Source organism: Halobacillus sp. 12SKB (genome assembly GCF_052941655.1).
Map to the genome: position 1 here is coordinate 3,688,095 of NZ_JBRFWR010000001.1, position 17,570 is coordinate 3,705,664.

Genomic DNA, 17,570 nt, shown 5'->3' on the forward strand with positions numbered 1-17,570 from the left:
TTACGAAACTCTCCTTTGTATACGATCTTGTAAGTAAACCGTTTCAGATTATTTACACCTCACATCTATTTTTTCCATACCTTTTTGCTTCCTCTTAAAATAAAGAGGGCGGTTATTCTATATGGAATAACCGCCCTCTATCGTACTATCACCCGTTTATTTTGAAGTAAAGGGCTTCAACAAGTGGCTGAGTCCTTTCAGAACACCCAGGTTCGGCTGAGTGATAATCTTCCTTACCACAGGATTGTGAAGCGACTTCGTAACTAAATCCAGTTGATGGTTGCTTAACCGCTCAATTCCTCTGCGGAGTACAAGGGATTGATCATAATCCTTCAAGAGCGGTTTGCATAACTTTTCATAATCTCCTTGCCCGCATATGTCGAGAGCTGCATAAATACCACTAAGAATAGATCCCGTCTGCCCGAATCCTAAGAATGGAGTAATGGCCCCGAGACAGTTACCGACAAAAAACGTGTTTCCGATTCTTGGATAATGGCATTTCCCTACAATGTAATCGGAGATCGTAAATTCATGTTCGATGATTAATTCCTGTTTCAGGGTACGGGAGGCTTCCTTCACCATGGCTTCCCAGAACTCATTTCTTTTCTCCAGCCACTCGTCTTTATATTGTGGATAGACAATCACAAGCGTTGCTTCTGTTTTGGAGTGAGGGATCAAATAGCCCATACCTTTTGGAGCGAAATCGTTATTAAACCAGGTATGTACCTCATTACGGACAAAATCACCTTTTACAGTAGCACCGGCAAATGCTGAAGGGAGGGCTATGTCATAAGGCTGGATCTGCTGCGTATCCTGTGGGTCGCCGGTGGCTACGATGACATGGGTATATTCTTTGGAGATGTTTTCATAAACCGCATGGCTGTCATAGTGGATTTCGCTATGCACCAGCTGTTGGGCTAATTGTTTCTCATAAGAATCCTTGTATCTCCCCCGCATATTGATGAAACCGATTTTCCCTTCTACATAGGCCGATTCATTTTCGGAGTGGACATAGATCTTCTGCACATTACTGGCCGGCTTGAAGTGGATATCATAGGTTTCAGAAAAGAATTTCACCGAGTCGTTGATGGGTGCATGAAGAATAGGCGTCATTAATTCCGCAATATCATAACGTAAGCCTATTTCCTTCCCTTGCTCAAATATATCGGCGCTATGCCCGTGTTTTTCTAATGTCAATGCACACGAAAGACCGGCAAGTCCCGCTCCAATAATCGCTGTTTTCACTAATTTTCCACCCTTTTTTCATAGTGTTCGTAGAGACGTTCATTTTATTCTTCGTTGGGTTTAGAGTATAGGAGGAAACATCGCAGGTATGCTCCATCAAGCGGTCTTGAACTTCCTGTGATTCTTGGCATGACTCCCATTTTATAATGGCTTGCAGAATAAACCTGACTATAAAGAATTGCTGTTTTTAGACTGCTTCAGTTGTAAGTATTGATCGTAATTTTGAATTTTTTTATTCACATGAAAAATGAGCGGGAAGGATAACAATAAAATAATGACGGCATAAACATAGAAAGCCACCTCAGAAACAATCGATAACCCTCCAAACATCAAGTTACCCAAAAGATAAACAAATAAAATCAATACTGATGAAACCATATACTTCACTCTTAGCGTATAGCGGCTGTTCACTAATACTTTAAAATGAATAAAAAACGTTATGGAACAAGATACTACAGCGATGAGAATGCTGATCAAATAACTGAATCCATTGGAAAACAACGGCTGCCCGGTCACAAGAAGTAAGGATGCCCGAATCATCACACCGATACATACAGATAAAATCAGGGCTTCAAAGAAATATTTACGCAAGCTCACTCACCTCATTCCTAAAAACGCTTTAAAAGATTTGACGTAACTCTTGGAAACTTCCACTTCTTTTTTTGACCCCGCAAATGTTAATAAGAGTCGCCTGTTGAACCATGGGATGACCTTCGTCACCGCATTGATGTGAACGATAAAGGATCGGCTCACTCTGACAAATTGGTCTCGTGGCAAACGGCTTTCCAGTTGAAACAATCGTTCTTTCAGCTGGTATGTTTCATCAGAAGTATGACAGAGAACCATGGCATCCAGCGCTTCAAAATATAAAATTTCCTCATGGGGAAGAATGTAATACGCATCATTCAACATTCCTGTCACCTTAGAGGTCACGGATCTCCCGGCATAATGGTGGAGGAACTCTACCAATCCGTTGAGGTTGTCGGGGTGAAAAACGATACACGGGAGCAATCCCTGGTGCAATCCTTCTTGTACAAGGTACATATCAGCGTTTGCATATAACTCAATCCCCAGTTCCTGCACTCTTGCAGCAACGTCTTCTCGAATCCTATCCTCACAAACTAATCCGATTTTCATAACTACTCCTTTACCTATGGCGTCTTTTTTTAAAGAAGAACAATAGAAGACCTATAAACACACCGACGACCCATCCACCAAAATACTTTCCTATACTCGTATAAAACGTGTTCGTTCCCCGGACAGGCATATGTCCACGCATCACCCAGTGGTCGGTTGTGAAATGATTCATCTTCGCCAATGTCTGACCTGTATAATCGGTCATCATGGACATACCGTTTACCGTTTGGGTAACGGTGTTTGCCCCATTTTCAATGCCTCGGAAATTCCCCACGATCGTATGATAGGGAGAGATTTCTTCCCAATCTGCAGAAGGGATGAATAAGTGGTCGATGTCTTTTTCCCCCACTTGGTTGACTACGGACGGAAAGTCTTTATCCCAGCAGATGATTCCCGTTAAACGGCCATAAGGCGTATCAACAGCATGGATCTCCTCGCCCTTCGTTACCGTCTGTTCAATAAAATTTCCGCCATATTTATAGTGCTCTAATACAATCTCTCCGTTCGGATCCAAGACATACAGGACATTCTCATTCTTTTTGTCGGCCTCTGTAAACACATACGGAACCGTAATGATGTACACATCATACTGTTCAGCTATGCCTTGCAAACGTCTTAAGTAAGAGGTTCGCTGAGATTCATCCATCACGGCGGTTCCTTCTGAATGGTGAATGATTTTCGCACCCGCTTCCGCTTCTTCCGTGGTGCGCTTCATGAGGATTTCTAGTTGTTTTTCAGTTTTCTCGGTAAAATCATTCAAATCTTTATTTCTCAAATTGAAGATTTCCAAAACTTCTGTATTGTTCCGGTCCAACGTATGAATGCCTGACACGAGAACCGTTTCATGACCCGCTGAATCATTGATTCTTAAGCTGCCCCATACGATGGTGAGTAAAAGAATCATGATCGTTGCCAAAGCGACTCTTTTTTTGTGTACTTTCGGCCGATCAAGGATCAGCCAGTACACGATGGCAGCCACCCATGTAATGACAAATGTGATCCCCGTCACTCCAATGAGCGAGGCCACCTGCGCCATTGGCAGGAATTGAGCCTGCGAATACCCAAGAACACCAAACGTACCAAACGGGTTCAAATACACATTTACATAGTCTAATAGTGCGTAAGAGCTCGGGAAAATCAAGGTAACCAGAAAAGATGGCGTGACCCGGTAACAAAGTTTCTGCAAAACGAATGGCACAGCATACAAAGCCCCCGCCAGTGCAGGTATATAACCAAACAGGGGAATCTCCAATTCCGGAAGCATATGATGAAAACTCAACTGATTCCCAAGGGCCATGATCAACGTCAGCAGAATCCATGCCCACCGCCCCCGAAGATCCTTTACGGCAACCATTAAAGCGACCGGAAACACCCAGGCAGCTATGGCAATCAGATATTTCCCGTTACTTAACATCATAAGCACTGTCCCTAATAATAATAAACTAAAAATGTAGCTTTTCTTCAATTTCATTCCCTCCTTCTCACTGATACTCTTATTCTAGGAGTCCAGGGCGGAAGAGGGATCTGTTTATGAATAGAAGGGACAAAAAGAGTGATCAAAGGTACAGATAGTAAAGTGAGAGGGGCAGGGTCCCGCTGTTTTCATGACCACTGAGCTTTACATTTATAGACCCAGGAAAAAAGCATAAGCCTTCATGAAGACTTATGCTTAAACTCACGAACCTCTCAAGAGTCCTCTTCTTGCCCTTTTAGTAAAGATGGAGGCGCAGACTTGATGTGCAGATCTCTTTGAGGAAAAGGAATTTCAATCCCGTTTTCATTCAGTTGTTCATAAATGGAGAAGTTCAGCTCACTTTTCATCCGGATGACTTCTTTCGGATCGGAAATCCAGAGAAACAATTCAAAGTCCAAAGACGAATCACCGAAGCCCTTAAAATTCACGTAAGGCGCTGGTGACTCAAGGACGAAGGAGTGCTCCTGTCTCGCTAATTCGGCAACCACAAGAAGGATTCTTTTCACCTTTTGCACATCTGTTCCATAGGCGACCCCGATGGGAATCGTCAAACGAAGCCTCGGATCCGAAAACGAACGGTTCACTACTTTTTCTTCTAAAAAATAAGAATTCGGGATGATGATGTGCTCATTCTCAAGCGTACGGACGACCGTCGCCCGCATGCTGATTTTTTCAACATCACCGATGACATCATCAATAAGTACTCGATCCCCGACTTTTATCGGTCGTTCAAAGAGGAGGATCAATCCGGATATGAAGTTAGAGGCGATGTTCTGCATTCCGAAACCGATCCCCACTCCTAAAACCCCGGCAAAAACAGTCAGGGCACTCAAATCGATGCCGACTGTCGTCAAACTGACCAATACCGCGACGACCATAATGACATAATGGACAATCCGCTCCATCGTGAACTGAATCCCCTTATCCAAATGATGACGCTCAAAGAAAAATGGCAGCAGATGTTCATTCAGAACTTTTGACAGCCTGTAGGCAAAAGTAATGATCAGTACAGCAATAATGATCAGAAATAATGTAATCTCTACTTGGCCGATCGTGAATAGCGGAAATAAAAGCCAGGCGGAATCAGAGAAATAGAAAATCACGAATAAAAGCAGGCCATTGAACACAACCCAATTGATTAAAGAAAAGGCTGCTCTCTGGATACTTCCCCTGTCCCGGAATACCCGGTTGATCAATAAGCTCAATCCCAAACGGATCAAGAATAGAAACAATAAGAACCCCAGCACGATAAGAATATCTGACCAGGGCCAGTCGTTTACCTGGTTGATTGACATAAGTACTCACTCCATACAAGTCTATAATCCTTTTATTCCCTCACAGGATATATTAAACAAAAAGATAGAAAACTCCTCCCCTGTTCATTGTTGATAGACTCCAACTCGCCCTTCACTTGCATGTCTATTCTATTGTCCCTTTAAACTTCTCCGGCTTTTTCACATAGCTTTCGATGATATACCCGCAGCTTGTGCAGATGATGTATTCCACTTCAGAACCAAAAGACATGGCTTTATTAACGGGAAGCATGACAGCATATCCGTTCTGCTTTCCTCTCCCTAATTCCCTTCCCCCACATTTTGGGCATTCGTCTATATTCGATGGATGTTTCATCCTGTCCCCTCCTCCTGCGGTAATGCAAACGTTCTTGGAATCTTTTACACCGAACGCAGCTTTTTTGAGTTTTCTATTTTCTTCCTTTATAAGAAAAGTATATAATACTACACAGGCTGTACCAAACAACCCACTCCTTTCTCGGAATATTCGTGTGAAGATAAACCATATAACTTCACATACGGGGAAAATTCTTTACATACATAGGTGATTCCATTGATTTTAAAAGAATTAATATCCAACTTAGCCCTTTTGATCGCATCATTATTCATTTATACCCAAACGACCCAGGCCGCTCCCCTCAGCCGGTCTTCCACATTCCGGAACAAAATGGTTTCAGGGATTCTGGCGGGAGTCTTGAGCAATGTCCTTATGCAGTACAGCATGCGCTTCGACAGCACCATTGTTGACTTACGTCATATCCCGGTCATTCTCGTCGCTTATTACGGAGGGACCTTCCCTGGGATTGCCGCCATGTGCCTCGTCGTCGTCGGCCGTTTTCTTATCGGATTCAATACATCATCACTGCTTGCTCTATTAATGATCACTTCCATTACACTCATTACATTGACCATTACGAGACTGAATTTGACGAAGCGCATCAAGATTCTGCTCACGTTAACCGCTTCGAATGTCATTTTCACAGGCATGGTCGTCTATCTATTACAGAACACAACCACCTTATTGGTTCTGATCCCTTCTTTTTGGATTATCTCTTATACGGCAGGATTCGTCTCTTTCTATGTCGTGGAATTTGTTCGTAGAAGCCAAAATCTATTGAATAAATACAAAGCAGAAGCAGCCACGGATGGTTTGACCGGATTGAACAACGTCCGCAAATTCGACCAATCTTTCAACGAGATCGCTTCGCAGGCGGTACATAAGGAAGAAAAACTATCACTCTTGTACATCGATATCGATCATTTTAAAAAAGTGAATGATACCTATGGTCACAAAGAAGGCGATCAAGTGTTGATAGAACTGAGCCGGATTCTGAAAAACACCGTTCGATCCTTCGATATTGTCAGTCGGAACGGTGGAGAAGAGTTCACAGTCATTCTTCTGGATTGTCCGATAGACCGGGCCAATGAAATCAGTGAAAGAATTAGAGAAAAGGTCGAAAACCATTCTTTCCTCTTAACTACAGGCCAAATGATTCACATAACAGTATCCATCGGACTCGCCTGCTACAATGAAACGACCAGTAAGCCGAAATTGTTGATCAAAGAGGCCGACCATGCTCTTTATGATGCTAAACAAACCGGCAGAAATAAGGTGTGCATCGCACCCAGCCATCAGTGGGCGAGTCACCGAGCGTAACTTTACACAGTTACGCTCTTTTTTATGTCTCATTTTTGTAAGCAGACGTTAAAGGACTTTATATAGAATTGCGATATTCTGAAACGAGCTTCCTGCTTCCACCAAATAAAATAGATGCAGCCACATATATTTAACATATGCAAGGAACACGGAAGAAAGGGTGAGTCATTTGGAGAAAAAGAAGCGGCCGAACATCCTTGTTTTGATGGTCGACCAGGAAAGGTATCCATCTGTGTACGAAACAAAGGAATTGAGGGAATGGCGGAAAGAAAATTTAGTGACCCAGAACCTATTACGTAAAAATGGGATGGAGTTTTTGAGTCATTATGCCGGAAGTACCGCCTGTTCTCCCAGTCGGGCTACACTTTACACCGGCCAATACCCTTCGCTTCACGGGGTAACGCAGACCACCGGGGTAGCGAAAGGACCGTTCGATCCGGATGTTTTCTGGCTCGACCCAAACACGGTACCGACCATTGGTGATTATTTCCTTGCGGCTGGTTATCAGACGTATTGGAAAGGAAAATGGCACGCCTCAGATGAGGACATCTTAGTACCCGGGACCAAAAATGCCTTTCCAAGCTATAACCCGAACACAGGAGTACCGAATGAACAAAAGGAGAAAATGTACGAGGATGCAGACCGGTTGGGCCGCTTCGGATTTTCCGGATGGATCGGACCTGAACCCCACGGATCGAACCCGCGTAACTCCGGCTCTTCGGCAGCTCTCGGGACCAGTGGGCGTGATGAGGTTTATGCTACGGAAACCATCGAGCTGATTCGGGATCTTGAGAAACAGTCCAGTGAGAAAGAATCGCCATGGTTCATCATGTGTTCTTTCGTCAATCCTCATGACATCGCACTCTACGGGGTTCTGACTGCTCTTTCACCAGCATTCCAATTCCATATCGACCCAACCCTACCCCAGATCCCGCCCGCACCGACCCATCAAGAATCGCTTTCCACGAAACCCGATGCTCAGGAAAGTTATCGGATCACGTATCCACAAGCATTACAGCCGATCATCGACCAGCCCTTTTATCGCAAGCTCTACTACAGTCTGCAGAAGCAGGCGGACGAAGAAATGCACAGAGTCTTTCGAGCTCTTCAGAAATCTTGCTTTTATGAAGATACCATTGTCATTTTCACATCAGATCACGGAGAGTTGCTTGGAGCTCATGGCGGTCTTCATCAAAAATGGTATAACATGTATGAAGAATCGATTCACGTCCCGCTTATCATCCATAGCCAGAAACTTTTCTCCCAAACAGAGCAAACAGACATGTTAACGAGCCATGTCGATCTTCTACCTACAATGCTTGGCCTTGCAGGGGTGGATGCAGGTCAACTCCGGGAGAAACTGAGCCGCTCCCACACTGAAGCCCAACCCCTCGTCGGAAGAGATTTGACCCCTCTCATCAAAGGAAGGTCTCATTTTTTCAGAGCCAACGAACCTCTCTATTTTATGAGTGATGATGACATTACCAAAGGGTTGAATCAGACGACTGCAGCCGGGGTCCCTTATGAATCGGTTGTGCAGCCGAATCACATTGAAGCCGTCATTACAAAAATGAAAACCGGGAAGAATCACGAGGAAGAAACGTGGAAGTTCGCCCGCTATTACGACAACCCCCAATTCTGGAGTGACCCTGGGTGTAGTGATACGTTTCAGAAGAAAGGCAAGGCCATGGAGGTAGAAGATGATATCCAATGCTCCTGCTGTGTGACCACAACAAAAACGGAACCCTTTCCGTCTCAATATGAACTCTATAACCTTACGACAGACCCGCTCGAGGAAAAGAATTATGCCGACCCTCAATACGCGACGCCAGAGTCAAGAGTTGTGGAAGGATTATTGTTGAACACCTTGGAGCAGCAGTGCAACCAGAAAAGATTGGAGCCTTCCAGCGGCGAAGTGCCTGGAATGCCCTCATGCAATTGCCAGGAAAATTAGAGAGGTCCCACGATCAAAAAGAGGATGAACGCGGCTTACGTTCATCCTCTTTTTCCTCATCTATAATATCTTATAAGACCATTCGCATCTCAATATCACGATCTTTCTTCCCGACTTTCTTAAACCCTATTTTTTCATAAACACGAATGGCTGCTTTATTTTGTTCATCCACCTCTAACCGTACCTCATTCATGTCCTGGTCATAGTGATGAATACCAAAAGCTATGCCCTGCTTCACATAGGTTGCACCTAAACCATTTCCAATCAAATCTGGCCGCAAGGCTAATCCGATCTCCATGATGCCTCCGTTCACATGGTATTCAAACAGACCAACAACGGCGTCGTCGAGAAAAGCGGCATATCCCTCACATCCACCTTGACCTCGTAATTCTCCTGTTTGCTTATAGGAATCAAAATAAGGCTTCATCATCACTTTTTCGACAAAGCCATCGTAATTCCATGTATCAATCTGCCTCACATCTTCCATCTTGATCGGCCTGAATTCAAATTCCATTAGACCCACTCCTTCACAAATTCCACTTTTTCATATCTAGACACTTATATCCTTGTGAGATCGAGCGCGTTACCATTCATAAACGACTCGTAATCAACTTCTTTTCCCCTGTCTTTCTTTTCAGCATGATAGATAAAGGACCTGAATCCAATTATTTCAAACCCCTTACCAATACTCAAGAGGCACAGAAAAAGCGCACCCCTGTGCAGGACTGCGCTTTTCAACTTTCTCTCTATCCTTATGAACGTTAGCTTTCTTAAACGTAAACACTGGCACATGTTCCAGCTACTGGTTCATAATAGCAATGATTTTTATATCTCCCTGTAAATTGCTGTCCGTACCATGTCGGAGGGCATGTGGCATTTGGATTGAAATACCATAACGCATACTTTGCCGGGTGCTGCCTCCAGAACCTCAGATTCTTTTCTGCTAGTCTTTTCTCTGTAGATCTCGCCCGGTTATAAAAAAGATTCCCTTTCTGTACGGCTTCAAAAGAATAATTTCCTCCCTGGACCTGATAGATGACATCCCGGATGGTCCTCACATCTGTGAAATCCAGGCAGGATGCTGCGGCACGGTTTACAATAACGTTTCCGACATACAGCATCCCTTGTTTCCCTTCCCCTACAGCTTCTGCCCGCATCATCCGAGCCATCAAAGCTACATCTGAATCCGTATATTTCACTCTCGCCATTTTACTCACCCCACCCTATTGTATGAAAAAAAGCTGGGTTGATGTCATCATTTAGGAATGAACCAACTCAAACAGGAATTCGACCAGCTAATACACTTGTGCGTTCGGGCTTCTTTCCTCTCCTCCGAGTCCATCCCTCTCAAGAGAACCTTTCTTTACTCGCTTCAAAGTCGCTACAATAAGAAAACTCACAATCACTAATAACAGCCATGAACTCACTTTTCCTAAATGCACAAGACTCCACGCATCCGCCTGATTCGGGTATTCCCACGCGCTGAAATAAGTCGCGATATTTTCTGCGATCCAGATAAAGAAGCCGATCAGAACGAACGAAAGCGCGAGCGGCATCCGGTATCGTGTGCCGTTGACCTCGTAGCGGACCCACGCGTTCCAAAAAACGAGAATGACGAGCGCTGATAACCACCAGCGGATGTCGATCCAAAAATGGTGGGTGAAAAAATTCAAATAGATGGCAGATGCCAGAGGAACGACGAGCCAGGAAGATGGCCAACGCACGAGCTCCACCTCAAGCCTTCTCCAGGCCTGGCAGAGATAACTCGCCACACTCGCATACATGAACCCGCTGTATAAGGGGACGCCGAAAACTTTTGAATATCCTTCTCCCGGATAAGACCAGGAACCCATATGAACCTTGAACAGTTCCAGTGCAAGTCCGATGATGTGAAACAATGATATGACTTTTAGTTCATCCCGTGTTTCAAGCCCTGACCGCACCATCCACCACTGCATCAACAGGCAGATGATCAGCAGCCAGTCATACCTCGGCAAAAAAGGCAGCGGCACCCATTTGGTGATTGCCAATGAAGCGAAAATAACGACAGGAAACAAACAGGACCAGGCCTGCTGCCAACCAAAATGTAAGAGTTGTTTCACTGCTCGCATCCGATCCCTCCTACTCTTCGTCTTCCTGATATTCCAAGATGTCCCCGGGCTGACAGTCAAGCGCTTTACAAATTGCCTCCAAGGTTGAAAATCGGACGGCCTTCGCCTTGCCATTTTTTAATATAGAGAGGTTCGCCATCGTAATTCCGACCTTCTCCGAAAGCTCGGTTACGCTCATTTTCCTTTTCGCAAGCATTACATCAATGTTGATAATAATCGCCATGTTGATCACCTCAGACCGTTAGATCATTTTCAGATTTGATGGTTATCGCTTCCTGCAAAAGTCTCTCCAGGACAGCAGCAAAAACAGCAATGACTGTAGAAGCGAAGATGATGACCATCCCGATCATAATCAGACCCGGAGCATCATCAATTTCAGCGACTGTATAGATCACCGGCAACAGGATAACGTAAAGGACGCTGATGGTAATAGCACAAAATTTGACCACCCTCAGTGCTTTGACCGATAAATCTGAGAATGCCTGATTCCTGTCGATATAGTTCAGAAGCTTAAACGCTTGATAAAGCGCCATGTAAAAAGGGACAGCGGTTACATACATATAAATGAAAACGACCGGTTCAATGATTGGAAAATCAGACAGCAGCACGCCTGTATAATCTGCAAACTTAGGAACAAAAAATATACATAACGCAAGAACCGGCAGCCCAATCAAGATGACCGCCACCTTCAAAAAGAGAGTCGATCCACGTTTCATAAAAGCACCTCATTTCCTAATATCTTTTTCAATCATACCTCCACATTTATCGTTTTTCAATAAAAATATATCTTTTATAAATACTTAATTATCGAATTAGGTGCGTTTAACCTATTAAAAAAAGCGCAGATCTCCTCGTTTTAGGAGATCTGCGCTTTTCTTTATAATCTTGTTGGACAGCTCAATCGATTTCTTGGTGCGATTAGCTGGCTCTTTTGCGCGGTTCGCAACCCTTTTGGCGCAGTTCGACGCCCCTTTGGCGCGATTCGACGCCTCTTTGGCGCGATTCACTGCCTCTTTGGCGAAATCCAACGCCTCTTTGGCGCGATTCACTGCCCCTTTGGCGCGATACGACACCTCTTTGGTGCGATTTGCACCTTAACCTCGGACCGCTAAACTTTTCTCATACTCCTCAACAGCTTCTTCAAAGACAGCCAGTCCCCGATCAATCTCCTCACGAGAAACCACCAATGGAGGAATCATCCGGATGACTTCCTGGTGCTTTCCACAAAGATAAAACAACACCCCTTTTTCAAGGGACAAATCAAGGACACGCATCATCCCTGTCCCATCTGGTTGTCCGGTCACAGGATCTACAATTTCAATACCAATCATAAGTCCGACACCGCGGATATCGCCGATGACCCGGTGTTTTTCCCTCAATGCCTTCAGACGATCCACGGCGTAAGCACCCAGCGTTCTTGTGTTTTGCAGCAGGTTCTCATCTTCTATGACGTCAAGCGTGGCTAGTGCTGCTGAGCAGGCGAGCGGGTTCCCGCCGAACGTCGTTCCATGCGTTCCCATCGGCCACTGGCTCATCAATTCTTTTGAAGCCACCGTAGCACTGAGCGGCATCCCTGATGCAATGCCTTTGGCGATCGCCATGATGTCCGGGGTCACCCCGAACGTTTGAGCAGCAAACCATTCTCCCGTACGTCCGAACCCGGTCTGCACTTCATCAAAAATCAACAGGATCCCGTGCTGGTCACAAATGTCGCGTACCTTTTGCAGCCACTCTTTCGGAGGAATGATGTATCCTCCTTCCCCAAGAACCGGCTCAACGATCATACACGCCACCTCTTCCGGGGTCACTTGATGGTCGAACAGCATTTCAACATCCTTTTCCAGTTGATCCACACAATAGACGGCAGGATCTTCCCCTTCCGGACAGTTCTTCGGATCAGCATAAGGAACCTGGTATGTCAGACCATTCGGCTGTAAAAATCTGCGATACTTGCTTTTGGAAGTACTGACACCGAGAGCACCTAACGAACGACCATGAAAACAGCCGGTAAAAGAAACGACATAAGGGCGTTTCGTTACATATTTCGCAAGCTTCAGCGCACCTTCAATCGCTTCTGTGCCACTGTTGGCAAAAAAGAAACAGTCCAGGTTCCCAGGTAGGATTCCCTGCAGCCGATCCGCGACGCGCAGAATCGAATCATACATGATGACGCCGGAAGGCCCGTGCATGAGCTGGTCCACCCCTTCCTTGATCGCCTCAACGACTTTTGGGTGCCGGTGCCCGGTATTGGCTACGGCAATGCCTGAGGTGAAATCCAAATACTCTTTTCCATCGGCCCCATAGTAATAGCAGCCTTCTTCTTTTACGACCGGTAAATTAGGATGATCTTTCGCCATGCTGGGTGCGAGTAAGTCTGGTAAACGTGTGTACAATTGATCGAATGTCGGTTTCATTTTTCCATCCCCTTCTATACCTTTGGTTCATACATGTGATTTAAAATATGAAATGGGCAATCACCACAATAATCGGCAGAGTAATGACAGTCCTCTGCAGGAAAATGATGGCCAGTTCTAAAACGGAAATCGGTATTTTCGATTTGACGAGCAGTACGCCAATCTCGGACATGTAAATCAACTGCGTCAGCGATACAGCGGCGATGACAAAACGTGTCAATTCACTTTCAATTCCGGAACCGATGACAGCCGGCAGGAACATATCCGCGAACCCGACGAGCATGGCGGGAGCCGCTTGTGCAGCTTCAGGAATTCCCATCCATTGGAGGAGAGGAACGATCGGCATCGACAAATAGGTGAAAAATGGTGTGAATTCCGCAATGATCAAGGCTACGGTTCCGAGTGCCATCACTAGTGGGATCAAAGCGAAATAAATATCAAGAACCGTTTGTGCTCCTTGTTTCCCGACTTCTTTCAAGCTCTTTACTTGTGAGGCTTTGTGGAGCGCTTTTTCCACTCCCCATTGAAAATTGGAAACTCCCTCAGGGGTTTCTTCAGAAATTCTCATGCCTGTTCCTTCATAATAAGTGTCCGCCTTTCTCGATAAAGGCGGAATGCGGGGACAGATAAACGCCGCTACCAATCCTGCGACAACGACAGTCAGATAGAAAGGAACAAAATATTCTTCCAGTCCGATAAAACTGATCACGACCAAACTGAAAGCAATCGAATTAATGGAAAAGTTTGTAGCAATGATCGAGGCTTCCCGCTTCGTATAGTAACCCTCTTCGTATTGCTGAGTGGTAATGAGGACACCAACGGTCCCCGCTCCCATCCAGGATGCGAGCGCATCGATGGAAGACCGGCCAGGCAGCTTGAACACCGGTCTCATCACCCGGCGGAGCATGGTACCGATGAAATCCATCAAACCGAACTGCATGAGTAACGGCATCAATACTCCGGCAAATAAGAACCAGGCAGCCAGTACAGGGACGAGGGCATAGAGCATTGTTCCTCCTGTCACTTCAGACGTTATGACCGCTGGCCCGATGGCAAAAAGCGTCATAAGCGCAAAGACAGCTCCCAGGATTCTTGTCACCAGCCAGAAAGGATGAATATAAAAAAGCTGTTTCATAAATGGACGGTTCATGATCACAGAAGGCTGAAATGCTTTTGCAAAAATCGGTACAATGGCGGAAACAACTAAAATAGCAGTCATCAACCCTGGTAGAACGGGCTCTAAGTATGCCTGTACCGTTTCTGCAAGTACACCGACACCGATCGTGATTTTCCCTCCGTAGGGAATTGGGAATAAAAATAAAAACACGCCCAATAACGAAGGAATGATGAACCAAAGGAAATTCCTCTTGGTTCGATAGCTGTCCGGTTTTGACTCCGTATAGCCCTTCTCAAAGTCGTCCGTCTGTTTCACTTCCATGTATTCCACTCCTTATAAAAGTAATAAAAAAGGCAAAGGAAATTTTTCATCCCTCACCCTTTGTATCGCAAGAATCATGCCAACCTTTCATTTTATTCTGTATTTTTTGAGTTTTCTGACTACCGTTGGTTGACTGATCCCTAAAGCCTCCGCCATCTTCGTGGTCGTCCTGAATTTTTCTTTTGCTCGTTCAAGTCTTTCTTTTTCCACTCGATTTAGAGTTTCAGCTAATGGCTCATCAAAATTATTCATTTTTGAATAAGCCTCTCCCCTTTTACGATATCCTTCGGGTAGATCGACCGGGTAGATCACTGGATTCGGGGAAGTCACCACTAAGCGCTCTAATAAATTGATGAGCTCTCTTACATTGCCACGCCACTCGTATGTATTCAAATCGTGCATGACTTCTCTACTCAATACCCGCTTCCGTTTGTAACGGGCAGCGAAATGATCTAAAAAGGTATGGATGAGTGGGGTGATGTCATCTTTCCGTTCTCTTAAAGGAGGAATCGTGATCGGTACGACATTCAACCGAAAATAAAGGTCCTCCCGAAACTCCTTATGGTCGACCGCTTGATCCAATTCCTTGTTCGTTGCACTGATCAATCGGAAGTCGGATTGAATTTCTTTGCGCCCTCCGACAGGATAAAATGATTTTTTCTGAATCAGTTTCAAAACCTTCACTTGATTCTGTAAGGAAAGCTCTCCGATTTCATCCAAGAACATCGTCCCGTTATGGGCTAGTTCCGCGAATCCCTTTTTCCCGCCTTTGGTCGCTCCTGTGAAAGATCCCCCTTCGTAACCGAAAAGTTCAGCTTCAAACAAAGCGTCAGGAATCGCCCCGCAATTGACTTCTATAAAAGGTCCGTCCGCTCGACTGCTCTTTTCGTGAATCCTTCTTGCGAGCTCCGTTTTCCCGACCCCGGATTCACCGAGAAGAAGGACATTCGCATCCACTCCTGCCACCTGATTTGCGGTCGCAAGAACTTTGCGCATCTCTTCACTTTTGCCGATAAACGTTTCTTCCTTCTCTTGTTTCAGGCGGTTCAACTCGTCGCGGACACGTTCCATCTCCATCGTCATTTCTTCCATACCTGCTTTGATTTCCATGAGTTCTGTCACATCATGAGAATAACTGACCACTCGAACGAGTTCCCCCTCATCATCAAAAACGGGCAAACCTGTCACGAGCAGCTTTTTTCCATCGGCAACGGTTTGGACAAACGTCACCCTTTCCAGAGATTCCATCACCATAGGCGTAGCCAGGGGCGTAAATAATCCCTCTTTTTCCAAGTCATAAACCGATCTCCCGAGCAGCTCATCAGCATGGACGTCATAGACTTTTCCTGTCGCTTCACTCACTTTGACAATCGTCCCATCTGTATTGGTGACAAGAATATCTTCCTGCAGTGAATGCAAAAGTGTTTTATATTCGGACCATTCTTCCATGAAATCCCCCACATTATTCATGATTGAATACTTTCTACAATTCTTGTCAAAACCTCTTCATGATCAACGAAATTATTACTCATTTCTGAATATTTACACTTTATTATACCATAACCTTTAAGCTTAGTTGAGGAACGATAAGATTATACAATTTCAGAAATAGCTTCATAAAAGGGTGAAATAGGAGACTGGAAATTTACTAATCATTCTTTTCTCTCTTTTTTTCAACAATCTTCCAATGTACACGTTTACACTTGTTTACAGTTCCTCAGATAAGGTAAAAGAATAAATGTTTATAGAACGAACTGCATCCATATGTAGCAGAAGATTAAAAAAGGAGTGCATGACAGATGAGTCCATCCATCCCTGAAATTCAACTGAACGACGGTCTTACGATTCCTGCCTTAGGATTCGGCACCTATCGCCTGAACGGAAACCACGGAGCTTCCGCCATTCAAAGTGCCATAGATACAGGCTACCGTTTAATCGATACTGCCTATAATTATGAAAATGAGGCGACGGTCGGAGAAGGAATCCGCCGCAGCAGCATCCCTAGAAATGAACTAAGAATTACTTCCAAACTCCCTGGCCGGTACCACGAATACGACAAAGCCGTCACGGCCATCCAGGAATCCCTGTTCCGCGCGCAGCTTGACTATTATGATCTTTACTTAATCCACTGGCCGAATCCCAAAGAAGATGGATATGTAGAAGCCTGGCAGGCATTGATCGACGCTCAGAAATGGGGACTGATCCGCTCGATCGGGGTATGTAATTTCCTCCCCGAACATTTGGACCGTCTGGAACAGGAAACAGGCATCAAACCGAGCATGAATCAGGTGGAGCTCCATCCGTTTTTCAACCAGGAGGAACAAAGAGCTTATCACCAGGAAAAGCAGATCCAAACCCAATCCTGGAGTCCATTGGCGCGCGTCCAAAACATCCTCGACAATGAGGTGATCCAATCGGTAGCCGATCATTACGACAAAACGATTGCTCAAGTCATTCTCCGCTGGCATTACCAGCTCGGTTCTGTCGCTATTCCAAAATCTTCTTCCCCTCATCGTCAAAAAGAGAATTTATCGATTTTCGACTTTTCCCTGACCCAAGAAGATATGAATCAGATCCATCAATTAACTCAACCCGATGGCAGAATGAATGACCAGGACCCTGCCACTTATCAGGAATTTTAATACATGAACGAAAAAGCAGGCCCCGATTGGAGGCCTGTTTTTTTAGGATGCCATAACCTGGAATGGCTGAAATCCCGTGAGTTTGGATGATGAAAACAACGCGGATGTTCATTTTGATTCGTGACTGTAAAAGTGAACAAAGAAAACTCAACAATAGGATGGAACAAAAACTTTGACTTTCCTATGCAAATCATGAATGATGGTTC

General features: G+C 45.0%; 18 protein-coding genes. 3 read left to right on the forward strand and 15 right to left on the reverse strand.

Going from position 1 to position 17,570, the window contains the following annotated elements; translation table 11 throughout:
• Nucleotides 1-156: 156 nt before the first annotated feature.
• The 6 genes from ACQ4XT_RS18405 to ACQ4XT_RS18430 form a co-directional block, all read right to left on the reverse strand.
• The gene (locus ACQ4XT_RS18405) at nt 157-1,245 is read right to left on the reverse strand and encodes an NAD(P)/FAD-dependent oxidoreductase (RefSeq protein WP_446854937.1); all 1,089 of its coding nucleotides are present in this window, start codon (nt 1,243-1,245) and stop codon (nt 157-159) included.
• A gap of 168 nt (nt 1,246-1,413) precedes the next feature.
• A complete protein-coding gene (locus ACQ4XT_RS18410) occupies nt 1,414-1,842 on the reverse strand; it encodes a hypothetical protein (RefSeq protein WP_446854938.1) in 429 nt (142 codons plus the stop codon).
• Entirely contained in the window at nt 1,843-2,382 is a 540-nt protein-coding gene (locus tag ACQ4XT_RS18415; RefSeq protein WP_446854939.1) for a LytTR family DNA-binding domain-containing protein, read from the reverse strand.
• A gap of 10 nt (nt 2,383-2,392) precedes the next feature.
• The gene (locus tag ACQ4XT_RS18420) at nt 2,393-3,853 is read right to left on the reverse strand and encodes a nitrilase-related carbon-nitrogen hydrolase (protein WP_446854940.1); all 1,461 of its coding nucleotides are present in this window, start codon (nt 3,851-3,853) and stop codon (nt 2,393-2,395) included.
• Between the two features lie 215 nt (nt 3,854-4,068).
• Nucleotides 4,069-5,151, reverse strand: coding sequence for a mechanosensitive ion channel family protein (locus ACQ4XT_RS18425; protein ID WP_446854941.1), 1,083 nt, complete (start codon nt 5,149-5,151; stop codon nt 4,069-4,071).
• 124 nt (nt 5,152-5,275) lie between these two features.
• Nucleotides 5,276-5,485 (reverse strand): transcription initiation factor TFIIIB, encoded by a 210-nt coding sequence (locus ACQ4XT_RS18430; RefSeq protein WP_206946126.1) that lies wholly within the window; start codon nt 5,483-5,485, stop codon nt 5,276-5,278.
• A 216-nt stretch (nt 5,486-5,701) separates the two neighbouring features.
• Between ACQ4XT_RS18430 and ACQ4XT_RS18435 the strand changes: the two genes are divergently transcribed.
• Together ACQ4XT_RS18435 and ACQ4XT_RS18440 are read left to right on the forward strand one after the other, a co-directional pair.
• Nucleotides 5,702-6,805: a GGDEF domain-containing protein gene (locus ACQ4XT_RS18435; protein ID WP_446854942.1), complete on the forward strand. Its 1,104-nt coding sequence runs from the start codon at nt 5,702-5,704 to the stop codon at nt 6,803-6,805.
• A 169-nt stretch (nt 6,806-6,974) separates the two neighbouring features.
• Nucleotides 6,975-8,759, forward strand: coding sequence for a sulfatase family protein (locus ACQ4XT_RS18440; protein WP_446854943.1), 1,785 nt, complete (start codon nt 6,975-6,977; stop codon nt 8,757-8,759).
• A 70-nt stretch (nt 8,760-8,829) separates the two neighbouring features.
• On the opposite strand, the gene ACQ4XT_RS18445 is transcribed toward ACQ4XT_RS18440, so the two are convergent.
• The 9 genes from ACQ4XT_RS18445 to ACQ4XT_RS18485 all read right to left on the reverse strand — a co-directional run bounded on the left by ACQ4XT_RS18445 (nt 8,830) and on the right by ACQ4XT_RS18485 (nt 16,192).
• Nucleotides 8,830-9,273, reverse strand: coding sequence for a GNAT family N-acetyltransferase (locus ACQ4XT_RS18445; RefSeq protein ID WP_446854944.1), 444 nt, complete (start codon nt 9,271-9,273; stop codon nt 8,830-8,832).
• A gap of 256 nt (nt 9,274-9,529) precedes the next feature.
• Entirely contained in the window at nt 9,530-9,967 is a 438-nt protein-coding gene (locus ACQ4XT_RS18450) for a cell wall hydrolase (RefSeq protein ID WP_446854945.1), read from the reverse strand.
• A gap of 87 nt (nt 9,968-10,054) precedes the next feature.
• Nucleotides 10,055-10,870 carry a DUF817 domain-containing protein gene (locus ACQ4XT_RS18455; protein WP_446854946.1) on the reverse strand — a complete coding sequence of 272 codons (816 nt, stop codon included), beginning with the start codon at nt 10,868-10,870 and terminating at the stop codon, nt 10,055-10,057.
• 10 nt (nt 10,871-10,880) lie between these two features.
• Entirely contained in the window at nt 10,881-11,093 is a 213-nt protein-coding gene (locus tag ACQ4XT_RS18460) for a helix-turn-helix domain-containing protein (RefSeq protein ID WP_226588511.1), read from the reverse strand.
• A gap of 10 nt (nt 11,094-11,103) precedes the next feature.
• Nucleotides 11,104-11,586 (reverse strand): DUF2975 domain-containing protein, encoded by a 483-nt coding sequence (locus tag ACQ4XT_RS18465; protein ID WP_446854947.1) that lies wholly within the window; start codon nt 11,584-11,586, stop codon nt 11,104-11,106.
• A 114-nt stretch (nt 11,587-11,700) separates the two neighbouring features.
• The gene (locus ACQ4XT_RS18470) at nt 11,701-11,919 is read right to left on the reverse strand and encodes a hypothetical protein (protein ID WP_446854948.1); all 219 of its coding nucleotides are present in this window, start codon (nt 11,917-11,919) and stop codon (nt 11,701-11,703) included.
• Nucleotides 11,920-11,964: 45 nt separating this feature from the next.
• Entirely contained in the window at nt 11,965-13,284 is a 1,320-nt protein-coding gene (locus tag ACQ4XT_RS18475; RefSeq protein WP_446854949.1) for an aspartate aminotransferase family protein, read from the reverse strand.
• A gap of 40 nt (nt 13,285-13,324) precedes the next feature.
• Entirely contained in the window at nt 13,325-14,722 is a 1,398-nt protein-coding gene (locus ACQ4XT_RS18480; protein WP_446854950.1) for a YjiH family protein, read from the reverse strand.
• Nucleotides 14,723-14,809: 87 nt separating this feature from the next.
• Nucleotides 14,810-16,192: a sigma-54 interaction domain-containing protein gene (locus tag ACQ4XT_RS18485; protein WP_446854951.1), complete on the reverse strand. Its 1,383-nt coding sequence runs from the start codon at nt 16,190-16,192 to the stop codon at nt 14,810-14,812.
• 329 nt (nt 16,193-16,521) lie between these two features.
• On the opposite strand from ACQ4XT_RS18485, the gene ACQ4XT_RS18490 reads away from it, so the two are divergent.
• Nucleotides 16,522-17,364, forward strand: a complete 843-nt coding sequence (locus ACQ4XT_RS18490) for an aldo/keto reductase (RefSeq protein ID WP_446854952.1) — start codon at nt 16,522-16,524, stop codon at nt 17,362-17,364.
• Nucleotides 17,365-17,570: the final 206 nt, after the last annotated feature.

Excerpts from the sequence above, each read along its gene's own strand:
- ACQ4XT_RS18480 (WP_446854950.1), bottom strand. The coding sequence starts at position 14,722 with ATGGAAGTGAAACAGACGGACGACTTTGAGAAGGGCTATACGGAGTCA.
- ACQ4XT_RS18460 (WP_226588511.1), bottom strand. The coding sequence starts at position 11,093 with ATGGCGATTATTATCAACATTGATGTAATGCTTGCGAAAAGGAAAATG.
- ACQ4XT_RS18475 (WP_446854949.1), bottom strand. The coding sequence starts at position 13,284 with ATGAAACCGACATTCGATCAATTGTACACACGTTTACCAGACTTACTC.
- ACQ4XT_RS18425 (WP_446854941.1), bottom strand. The coding sequence starts at position 5,151 with ATGTCAATCAACCAGGTAAACGACTGGCCCTGGTCAGATATTCTTATC.
- ACQ4XT_RS18455 (WP_446854946.1), bottom strand. The coding sequence starts at position 10,870 with ATGCGAGCAGTGAAACAACTCTTACATTTTGGTTGGCAGCAGGCCTGG.
- ACQ4XT_RS18420 (WP_446854940.1), bottom strand. The coding sequence starts at position 3,853 with ATGAAATTGAAGAAAAGCTACATTTTTAGTTTATTATTATTAGGGACA.
- ACQ4XT_RS18430 (WP_206946126.1), bottom strand. The coding sequence starts at position 5,485 with ATGAAACATCCATCGAATATAGACGAATGCCCAAAATGTGGGGGAAGG.
- ACQ4XT_RS18465 (WP_446854947.1), bottom strand. The coding sequence starts at position 11,586 with ATGAAACGTGGATCGACTCTCTTTTTGAAGGTGGCGGTCATCTTGATT.
- ACQ4XT_RS18415 (WP_446854939.1), bottom strand. The coding sequence starts at position 2,382 with ATGAAAATCGGATTAGTTTGTGAGGATAGGATTCGAGAAGACGTTGCT.
- ACQ4XT_RS18445 (WP_446854944.1), bottom strand. The coding sequence starts at position 9,273 with ATGGAATTTGAATTCAGGCCGATCAAGATGGAAGATGTGAGGCAGATT.
- ACQ4XT_RS18490 (WP_446854952.1), top strand. The coding sequence starts at position 16,522 with ATGAGTCCATCCATCCCTGAAATTCAACTGAACGACGGTCTTACGATT.
- ACQ4XT_RS18485 (WP_446854951.1), bottom strand. The coding sequence starts at position 16,192 with ATGAATAATGTGGGGGATTTCATGGAAGAATGGTCCGAATATAAAACA.
- ACQ4XT_RS18450 (WP_446854945.1), bottom strand. The coding sequence starts at position 9,967 with ATGGCGAGAGTGAAATATACGGATTCAGATGTAGCTTTGATGGCTCGG.